The organism is Peptostreptococcus sp. (assembly GCF_977045075.1).
The window spans coordinates 1-9,223 of sequence record NZ_CDRRTB010000072.1 but is presented as its reverse complement, the minus strand read 5'-3'; the positions used below and the strand labels follow the sequence as shown (position 1 = coordinate 9,223).

At 38.3% G+C, this 9,223-nt stretch carries 8 protein-coding genes; 6 read left to right on the top strand and 2 right to left on the bottom strand.

Going from position 1 to position 9,223, the window contains the following annotated elements; translation table 11 throughout:
• On the top strand, nt 1–786 hold a 786-nt coding region (locus ACW6OJ_RS06385; protein ID WP_456096065.1), incomplete at its 5' end, for a DUF6873 family GME fold protein.
• Nucleotides 787–931: 145 nt separating this feature from the next.
• Here ACW6OJ_RS06385 and ACW6OJ_RS06380 read toward each other — a convergent pair.
• Together ACW6OJ_RS06380 and ACW6OJ_RS06375 are read right to left on the bottom strand one after the other, a co-directional pair.
• A complete protein-coding gene (locus ACW6OJ_RS06380) occupies nt 932–1,396 on the bottom strand; it encodes a low molecular weight protein-tyrosine-phosphatase (RefSeq protein ID WP_455105485.1) in 465 nt (154 codons plus the stop codon).
• A 1-nt stretch (nt 1,397) separates the two neighbouring features.
• A complete protein-coding gene (locus ACW6OJ_RS06375; protein ID WP_455105486.1) occupies nt 1,398–2,291 on the bottom strand; it encodes an ROK family protein in 894 nt (297 codons plus the stop codon).
• A 294-nt stretch (nt 2,292–2,585) separates the two neighbouring features.
• Here ACW6OJ_RS06375 and ACW6OJ_RS06370 point away from each other — a divergent pair, with 294 nt between their 5' ends.
• From ACW6OJ_RS06370 to ACW6OJ_RS06350, 5 genes are all read left to right on the top strand, one after another.
• Complete coding sequence (locus tag ACW6OJ_RS06370) at nt 2,586–3,578, top strand: LacI family DNA-binding transcriptional regulator (protein ID WP_455105487.1); 993 nt, start codon at nt 2,586–2,588, stop codon at nt 3,576–3,578.
• Between the two features lie 151 nt (nt 3,579–3,729).
• A complete protein-coding gene (locus tag ACW6OJ_RS06365; RefSeq protein WP_455105488.1) occupies nt 3,730–5,016 on the top strand; it encodes an ABC transporter substrate-binding protein in 1,287 nt (428 codons plus the stop codon).
• Nucleotides 5,017–5,095: 79 nt separating this feature from the next.
• A complete protein-coding gene (locus ACW6OJ_RS06360) occupies nt 5,096–5,968 on the top strand; it encodes a carbohydrate ABC transporter permease (protein ID WP_455103950.1) in 873 nt (290 codons plus the stop codon).
• A complete protein-coding gene (locus tag ACW6OJ_RS06355; RefSeq protein ID WP_455105489.1) occupies nt 5,968–6,789 on the top strand; it encodes a carbohydrate ABC transporter permease in 822 nt (273 codons plus the stop codon). The genes ACW6OJ_RS06360 and ACW6OJ_RS06355 overlap by 1 nt, the downstream gene beginning before the upstream one ends.
• 87 nt (nt 6,790–6,876) lie before the next feature.
• Nucleotides 6,877–9,165, top strand: coding sequence for a glycoside hydrolase family 65 protein (locus ACW6OJ_RS06350; protein WP_456096064.1), 2,289 nt, complete (start codon nt 6,877–6,879; stop codon nt 9,163–9,165).
• The last annotated feature ends 58 nt before the right edge of the window (nt 9,166–9,223 follow it).

Here is a 9,223-nt window from a genome sequence, read left to right as displayed (position 1 = left end):
TTGACCTATGTTTATTGGACCTCAATCTTGTTTAGAAATACTATTTTACTAGATGATAGGACGGTGGTTATTATAAATATAATAGTTGATTTTCGAATGGATAATGAAATTAGAAATAGTCTGTTGGCGATGGGATTTGAACTGTATGATTCCTATGAACAGAGCCTGCTCTATGAGGGACTAAGGGGACATGTTGACCTATCAATATTCTTTGACGGCCAGACCTTTGTTTGCTCTAAGGAGTCCTATGACTATTATAGGCAACTTTTGTCAGAGCATATAAGTGGAAAATACAGGTTGGTACAAGGAGTAAAAAAATTAGAAAAAAAATATCCTGGAGATGTAGCCCTCAACCTTGCCTATACGGGCAGCTATGCAATAGGAAGGCTGGATTCGTTAGAACCAAGGCTGATAGAATTTATAGGGAGAAGAGGAGATCTTAAAATAATTTCAGTCAACCAGGGCTATGCAAACTGCTCCATATGTCAGGTGACGGATGAGGCTGTAATTACAGGTGATCCAGGCTTAAGTAAGACCCTTAGAGGCCATGGTTTGGAGGTTCTGGAAATAAGTCCAGGTCATATAGGTCTAGATGGGATGGACTATGGATTTATAGGCGGGGCTAGCTGTGATTTAGGCAAGGAAAGGGTAGGCTTTTTTGGCGACCTAGCTAGTCATCCAGATGGTGAATTGATTAGGTCATTTATTGAAGACCATGGTAAGGAGGCTATTTCACTTGGAAGTGGAAGGCTAAGGGACTACGGTAGTGGCATAGTATTTTGGTAAAGACTTGTGGATAAAAACTGATTTGTGCAAGTGTATAGAGGAGCATTTATTGAAAACCTCTAAATTGTTTATAAGAGCCAAGATAAAAGGGGGAAGATATATTCAATATATCCTCCCCTTTGGAATTATATTAATAACTTTGATTTTAGGCCCCAAGCCTTTTCTTTACAAGCTTCATAAGACAAAGGCAGGACTCGTAAATGTCATCATAGGTCTGGTCAAAATTACCAGTATACCAAGGGTCTGCTATGTCCCTTGGGTGGTCAGTCAAGTCCATAAACTTCATAACCTTAGACTGGTCAATGCTACCAAATTCTCTCTTAATATTGTTCATATTATTTTGGTCCATGGTAAATATGTAGTCATATTCATCTAGGTCAGACCTTTTTAGCTTGCTTGCAAACATATTATCTACAGAGATTCCATACTTTTTTAGCTTGTTCCTGGTACCTGGGTGGACTGGGTTGCCGATTTCTTCGTAGGAGGTAGCAGATGAATCTATGAAGACCCTGTCACTTAGGCCTTCTTCCCTTATCATGTGACGAAATAGGGCTTCGGCCATAGGTGACCTACAGATATTGCCGTGACAAACAAACATTATTTTTATCATCTTATTCTCCCATCTTATTTAAGAAGTTCCTAAGGGCTCCAACCATACCAGCATCGTTCTTTAGCTTGGCAAACCTAAGCTCTGTATTGTTTAGTATAAGTGGAGTTAAATACTTGGCCAAGGCAACTTCTAATCTAGGCTTGAAGTAGTCCTCTCTTGCCATAATACCTCCGCCAAGGATTATTATTCCTGGATTATAGATGTAGGCAAGGGTTGATAGGCCAATAGCCAACTTATCTATCATCTTATCAACTGCATCTATATATACCTGGTCTCCAGCCTCTATCCTTTCAAATACCATCTTACCGTTAAGACTATCAGTTTCAAGACCCAGCCTTTTTTCAAGTCCAGATGTCATAGCATATGTAGACGCAACATCCTCAAATCTACCACCTGGTATCATTATTTTACCGATTTCACCTGCACACATGCATTCACCAGTAATTAACTGCCCATCCTGAATCAGGCAGGCTCCTATACCAGTTCCGACTGTAATCATACTTACTAGCTTCCTGTCGCTATTAGCACCCAGCCAAAGCTCTCCTAGTCCGGCGCAGTTGACGTCATTTTCTAGGTGACATGTAAGGCCCGTTTCATTTTCAACAATATCCTTGACCCTCATCATAGAGTAGCCAGGTATTAGGTGGTCATCCGCATGCATGACTATACCATTTTTTGAGTCTATCATTCCATGAGTAGATATGGCCACACCCTCTAGCTTGTAGTCGGGCAGAAGGCTCTTAGTCTTGGCAACCATCTTATCAACTATGCCCTTACCACCAAGTGTCCTGGCTTCAGAATTCATGCTGCCCTTCTTTATTATATTTCCGTTTTCTTCGATAATACCATAACCGATGCCAGTACCGCCGACATCAAAACAAATATATTGCTTCATATTCATTAACTTAAATGTATCAGATACATTTTCTCCCTTCTAAAATTAAGTATTTACCACTAATTACTGGTCGTTTTTTTATAGAAAATTTATAGTAGCTAGTGAATTGTAAGACCAGTATAATCCATATTTTGAAAATTTTCAATAAATTTTAATAAAATATATTGCAATAGAATGCTAATTATGATATATTGTGTATAAAGTTAGCGAAACCGGTTAAGTAATTAATAAAGTTAGTACGAAATCGGTTTAGAGACTTTATAATAATATTGACTGAATTAAGGAGGTTCGGTAGTGGAAAAACAGAGAAAAGTTACAATGCAGACCGTGGCTGATGAGGCCGGTGTGTCAAAGGCAACTGTATCTAGAGCTATCGGAAATTATCCGGATATCAGTGATAGCACCAAGAAAAAGATATTTGAGGTGATGGAACGTTTAGACTACCATCCTAGTGCTATCGCCCGAAGTCTTGCCAATAGGATTTCCAAAAATGTGGGACTTGTCCTACCAGCAGACGATGATTTCTTTATGAACCCTTTCTTCCAGGAAAGCCTAAGAGGAGTTGCCAAGACGGCAGGTAAGAGGGGCTATGATACCTTGATTGCCTATAATGGTAAAAATGAAACCAATGCAGTGAAAAGGCTGGTAAACTCCAATAAGGTAGACGGGGTAATCCTTATGAGGTCAGTAATTGGTGATTCAACAGTAAACTATCTTAGAAAAATAGAATTTCCATTTATCCTAATAGGTAAGAGCAGGGAATATAATGATATCTATACGGTGGATACAGATAATGCAGATGCCTGTAGGAAGCTGACAAACTACTTAGCTGATTATGGATGTAAGAAGATAGGCTTTATAGGTGGTAGGAGAGACTCTATGGTTACAATTGACAGGTACGATGGCTATCTCCAGTCTATAAGGGAAAACGACTTGTATTTCAGTTCTGATTTGGTTGAGGAAAACGAATTTAATAAACTCAACGGCTATATGTCCATGAAGAAGCTACTAGAGGCCAACCAGGATATGGATGGAGTAGTGATTACTGACTCCCTAATATTTTCTGGAGCCATAGACTACCTATCTAGTGTAGGTAGAGAAAAGGATATAATGATAGGGGCATTTGGCGCAGAATCAAATAGCTTTAGCAAGGACAAGCACAGGGTTGTAAATGTTGATGTAGGGTCTATGAGGATTGGTGAATTTAGCTGTGGAAAGCTGATTGATATACTTGAAAATAAGGATGTTGACCTAGCTGATATAGTTGACTACATCATAGAAGATTAGGATCTTGATTATTAATTTGGTTATATACTGATTATAGGAAATTTAATAGATTTATTTGTGTAAATGTGATAGTTTTCCTAGTAATGGGTATAACATATAAGGTAAATGTTAAAATTTTTAAAGTAAGTGTTAAATTTTTTAGGAGGTTTTTATGAAGTTTAAAAAATTACTAAGTTTAGCCGTAGTAGGCGTTTTGTCTGCTTCAGTGCTAGCAGGTTGTGGAAATTCTGGTGGTGGAAGCTCAAGTGGAGACCAGGTACAGTTGGATGTATTCCAGTTTAAGGTAGAATTCAAGGACCAGTTCAATAAGTTGGCCCAGGAATATATGAAGGAAAATCCAAATGTTAAGATTAATGTAACTACTGTAGGCGGTGGTGGTGACTATGGTGCAGCACTAAAGTCTAAGTTCTCTTCAGGAAATGAGCCTACAATATTCAATATTGGTGGACCTCAGGACGTTAAGGATTGGCAGACTAAGCTAGAAGACTTAACTGATGTACCAGTTGCTAAGGAAGCACTTCCAAAGACTCTAGATGGTGTAACAGTCGATGGTAAGGTATACGGTCTACCATTCAACCAGGAAGGTTACGGATTCATCTATAACAAGGCAATATTTGAAAAGGCTGGAATCAAGGCTGAAGAGTTAACTACTTATGCTAAGTTGGCAGAAGCAGTTAAGACTCTAGATTCTAAGAAGAAGGAATTAGGTTTAGATGCAGTATTTGCTCTACCAGCTAAGGAAGACTGGGTAACAGGACTTCACTTATCAAATGTATTCCTTTCTCCAGAATTTGACGGAGATATTAACAAGGCATTTACAGCTAAGAATGTAGAATTCAAGTATGGTAAGCAGTTCAAGGATATTCTTGACATGCAGAACAAGTTCTCTGTACAGCCAACAGCAAGCTTAGATTACTCTCAGCAGGTTGAAAAGCTGTTCTCTAACGGTAAGGTTGCTATGATTCAGCAGGGTAACTGGGTATTTAATTCAGTAGAACAGATAGATGCTGGCCTAGCTAAGAACATGGGTATGCTTCCTATACCAGTAGAAGGTGTTGCTGAAGGTAAGCTACCAGTTGGTGTTCCAATGTACTGGGCAGTAAACAATACTAAGGATGATGCAACTAAGAAGGCAGCTAAGGACTTCTTAAACTGGATGTACTCTTCAGACAAGGGTAAGGAATATGTCCTAACTCAGTTCAAGTTTATACCAGCATATAAGGGATTTGACGAATCTAAGATCAGTGATCCTCTAGCTCAGACAATCTACAAGTATGCAAAAGATGGAAATACAATTAACTGGGTATTCATGGGATATCCATCAAGCTGGGGACAGAAGACTCTTGGAGCAGAAATCCAGAGATATGTAAGTGGTCAGGCTAGTTGGGATGACATAGTTAAGACTTCACAGAAGGCTTGGGAACAGGCTAGACAGTAATAAATGATTAAATTGAGGTGCTGCGTGTTGATTTCAACTTGTCAGCACCTTGTTTTTAAAAAAGCAATAGGAGGCTATTATGAACAAAAAATTAGGTAAGAATGGTCTATTTTTCTGGTTGTTTTTGGCACCAGTTTTAATAGCACTAATCATGGTAGTTGTTATTCCGCTTTTATATGGTGTTTATTATTCATTCACAAACTGGGATGGTATAAACACACCGGTGTTTGCGGGTATCAGTAATTATATACAGCTACTAGGAGATGAAGGTTTTAGAAATGCACTTTGGTTTACTACTAAGTTTGCAGTAGTATCAATAGTTTTAATAAATGCTCTAGGCTTGGGACTAGCCCTTCTTGTTACACAGAAGCTAAAGGGTAGTAACATAATGAGAACAGTATTCTTCATGCCAAACCTTATAGGTGGTTTGATTCTAGGTTTTATCTGGCAGTTCGTATTTATCCAAGGCTTTGATGCTATTGGACAGGCGGTTGGAACAGAGGCTCTACAGGGTTGGCTATCAACTACTCGTACAGGCTTCTGGGGATTAGTAATACTTACAGCTTGGCAGATGTCAGGTTATATAATGATTATTTATATAGCCCACCTTGAAGGTATACCAGAGGACTTGGTAGAAGCCGCCCAGATAGATGGGGCCAATGTCTTCCAGAGATTCAGACATATTATATTCCCTCTAGTGGCACCAGCTTTTACAGTAAGTATGTTTTTGACACTTTCGAACTCATTTAAGCTTTATGACCAGAACTTGTCATTAACAGGTGGAGCACCTTATAACTCAACTCAGATGGTCGCTATGAACATCTACAATACAGCGTTCTTAGAAAATAAGATGGCCTATGCCCAGTCAAAGGCACTTGTATTCTTTATAATAATAGCAGTAATATCATTAACTCAGGTTTACTATAACAAGAAGAGGGAGGTGGAGATGTAATGAGTAGTACAAAAAAGAAAAATATAATACTAGGAATTCTTGGAACAATATTGAGTTTACTATGGTTGAGTCCATTCTACTTGATGGTTGTTAACTCTGTAAAGACTAAGAAAGAAATATTTGAATCTCCACTTAGGTTACCAGAAGGAGTACACTTTGAAAACTACAAGCAGGCAGCAGAAAATTTGAGCTTTGCACAGACATTTACAAACTCTATTATCATAACTGTTGTCAGCGTAATAATTATAATAGTATTTTCGTCAATGGCAGCATACGCCCTTTCAAGGGTTAAGTCAAAGGTTAGTTCAATAATATTCTTTGTATTCGTAGCAGCTATGCTAATACCTTTCCAGGCAGTAATGATACCACTAGTATCATTTTTCGGTAAGTTAGGTATGCTAAATAGACCGGGTATAATGTTCTTGTACCTAGGATTTGGTTCATCAATGGCCATTTTCCTATATCATGGTACAATCAACGGTATATCTAGGTCACTAGATGAAGCAGCAATCATTGATGGTTGTAATAGGTTCCAGGTATTCTGGTATATTATATTCCCAATCCTAAAGCCTATTACAGTAACAGTAGCTATCTTAAACACAATTTGGATATGGAACGACTACTTACTACCATCTTTAGTAATAAACAAGTTGGGTTCAGAAACAATACCACTAAAGATGTTCTTCTTCTTCGGTGAGTATACAAAGCAGTGGCACCTAGCCTTAGCTGGTCTTACAATAGCGATCATACCAGTAATCATCTTCTACTTCATAGCTCAGAAGCAGATTATAAAGGGTATAACAGCCGGATCAGTAAAGTAAATTTTCAGGAACCCAGGATTTTAATAGTCAACTATATACAAGCTTTTGTCTAAAGAAGACTATTGGTCCTTGGTATCAGGAGGGAATATGAAATTCGAATATAATGAATTTAAAGTAATAGAAAACGAATTAAATAAGGAAGAACTTAGATTTTCGGAGAGCATAATGTCCCTTGCTAATGAGTATATGGGGATGAGGGGTAATTTTGAAGAAAAATACTCAGGAGACTCCCTACAGGGTACTTATATTGGGGGTGTTTGGTTTCCAGACAAGACTAAGGTAGGCTGGTGGAAAATTGGTTACCCAGAATACTTTGGTAAGATGATAAATTCACCTAACTTTATAGGGATAGGTGTAAAGATAGATGGACAAGAGCTTGACCTAAATGTAGAAGAAATAGTCTCATATAGAAGAGAACTTGATATGGAGAAGGGACTCCTAAAGAGGAGCTTTGAAATAAAGAGGTCTGACAAGTCCTTCCAGATAGATGTAGAAAGATTTGTTAGTATTGACACAAAGGAAATTTGTCCTATCAAGTACTCTGTAAGAGCTTTAGATGCAGAGACACTTGTGGAATTTGTTCCATATCTTGATGCTGATGTTGAAAATGAGGATTCTAACTATGAAGAAAAGTTCTGGCATGTTTTAGATAAGGGGGCCCATGAGAACACTGGCTACCTTGTTTCTAAGACTATAGAAAACAATTTTGGTGTTGAGAGGTTTACTATATGTAACTATATGGTTTCAAGACTATATTCAGACCAGAATGAGGACTATAGGTTTGAAGCTGTAATTGGCGATGAATCTGTTTCAACTAGGGCACAAGTCAGGCTAGAACCTGGTCAGACTGCAAGTCTAGAAAAAATTGTGGCTGTAACTACTACAAGAGACCATAAGGAGGAAGACCTAACTCGTGTAGCAGGAGACCTTGCCAAGTCTGCAGCTGATTTAGGCTATGATAAGCTATTTGAAAGACATGCCCTAAAGTGGAGACAGAGGTGGGATATAGCCGATGTAGTAATTAAAAACAAGCCGAAGCTACAGCAGGGGATTAGGTACAGTATATTCCAACTATTCTCAACCTACTATGGGGATGACCTAAGGTTGAACATAGGGCCTAAGGGCTTTACAGGAGAAAAGTACGGTGGAGCAACTTATTGGGATACTGAGGCATATATTATACCTATGTATTTATCTACTGCCCCACAGGAGGTTACAAGGAACCTACTACTATACAGGTACAACCAGTTGACTGAAGCCTACCATAATGCAAGCATGCAGGGACTAAAGGGTGCCCTTTACCCAATGGTTACCTTCAACGGTATAGAGTGCCATAATGAGTGGGAAATTACCTTTGAAGAAATCCATAGAAATGGTTCAATTGCCTATGCACTTTACAACTATGCAAATTATACTGGAGACTATGACTATATAGTTGACTATGGTATAGATGTCTTAGTTGGTATATCAAGGTTCTGGGCTGATAGAGTCCACTACAGTCAGAGAAATAAGAAGTATATGATACATGGTGTAACTGGACCAAATGAATATGAAAATAATGTAAATAACAACTGGTATACTAATACTATAGCAGCTTGGACTCTTGAGTTTACAATGGCTATGATAGACAAACTAGGTGATAAGTTAGTCTCTAAGTTAGAAGCATTGGAAATCGACCAAGATGAATTAAGTAAGTGGAATGATATAGTAGACAATATGTACTACCCATACGATGAAGAACTAGGAGTATTTGTACAGCATGATACCTTCCTTGATAAGGACTTACAGCCGGTTGATATATTAACTGAAGCTGATAGGCCCCTAAACAAGAATTGGGCTTGGGACAAAATTCTGAGGTCTTGCTATATAAAGCAGGCAGACGTCCTACAAGGTATCTACTACTTTGGTGACAGGTACACTGACCAAGAAAAGAAAAATAACTACCTATTCTATGAACCAATGACTGTTCATGAATCAAGTCTATCAGCTTGTATACACTCTATACTAGCTTGTGAGATTGGCTTAGAGGAAAAGGCAGTTGGTATGTATGAAAGAACAGCTAGGCTAGACCTAGATAACTACAATAAGGATACAGATGACGGCCTACATATAACTAGTATGTCAGGTGCATGGATGTCAATAGTTCAGGGCTTTGCAGGTATGAGGACCTATAATGGTTGCCTATCATTTGCCCCAATCCTACCAGATGACTGGGATGGCTATAGCTTCAACATTAACTATAGAGATAGGTTGATAAACCTAGATGTTAGCCAAACTGAAATATCTATTACTTTAAAGAAGGGTAGTCCAATAGAGTTAGATATTTACAAGGAAAAACACTTACTAGAAGATAAATTAGTAATAAAGCGAGGATAAGATATGCAGTGGTGGAAAAAATCGGTAGTATACCAAATATATCCAAGAAGTTTTTATG

Coding starts and splice junctions, on each gene's coding strand:
- ACW6OJ_RS06350 (WP_456096064.1), top strand. CDS start 6,877: ATGAAATTCGAATATAATGAATTTAAAGTAATAGAAAACGAATTAAAT.
- ACW6OJ_RS06360 (WP_455103950.1), top strand. CDS start 5,096: ATGAACAAAAAATTAGGTAAGAATGGTCTATTTTTCTGGTTGTTTTTG.
- ACW6OJ_RS06355 (WP_455105489.1), top strand. CDS start 5,968: ATGAGTAGTACAAAAAAGAAAAATATAATACTAGGAATTCTTGGAACA.
- ACW6OJ_RS06375 (WP_455105486.1), bottom strand. CDS start 2,291: ATGAAGCAATATATTTGTTTTGATGTCGGCGGTACTGGCATCGGTTAT.
- ACW6OJ_RS06380 (WP_455105485.1), bottom strand. CDS start 1,396: ATGATAAAAATAATGTTTGTTTGTCACGGCAATATCTGTAGGTCACCT.
- ACW6OJ_RS06365 (WP_455105488.1), top strand. CDS start 3,730: ATGAAGTTTAAAAAATTACTAAGTTTAGCCGTAGTAGGCGTTTTGTCT.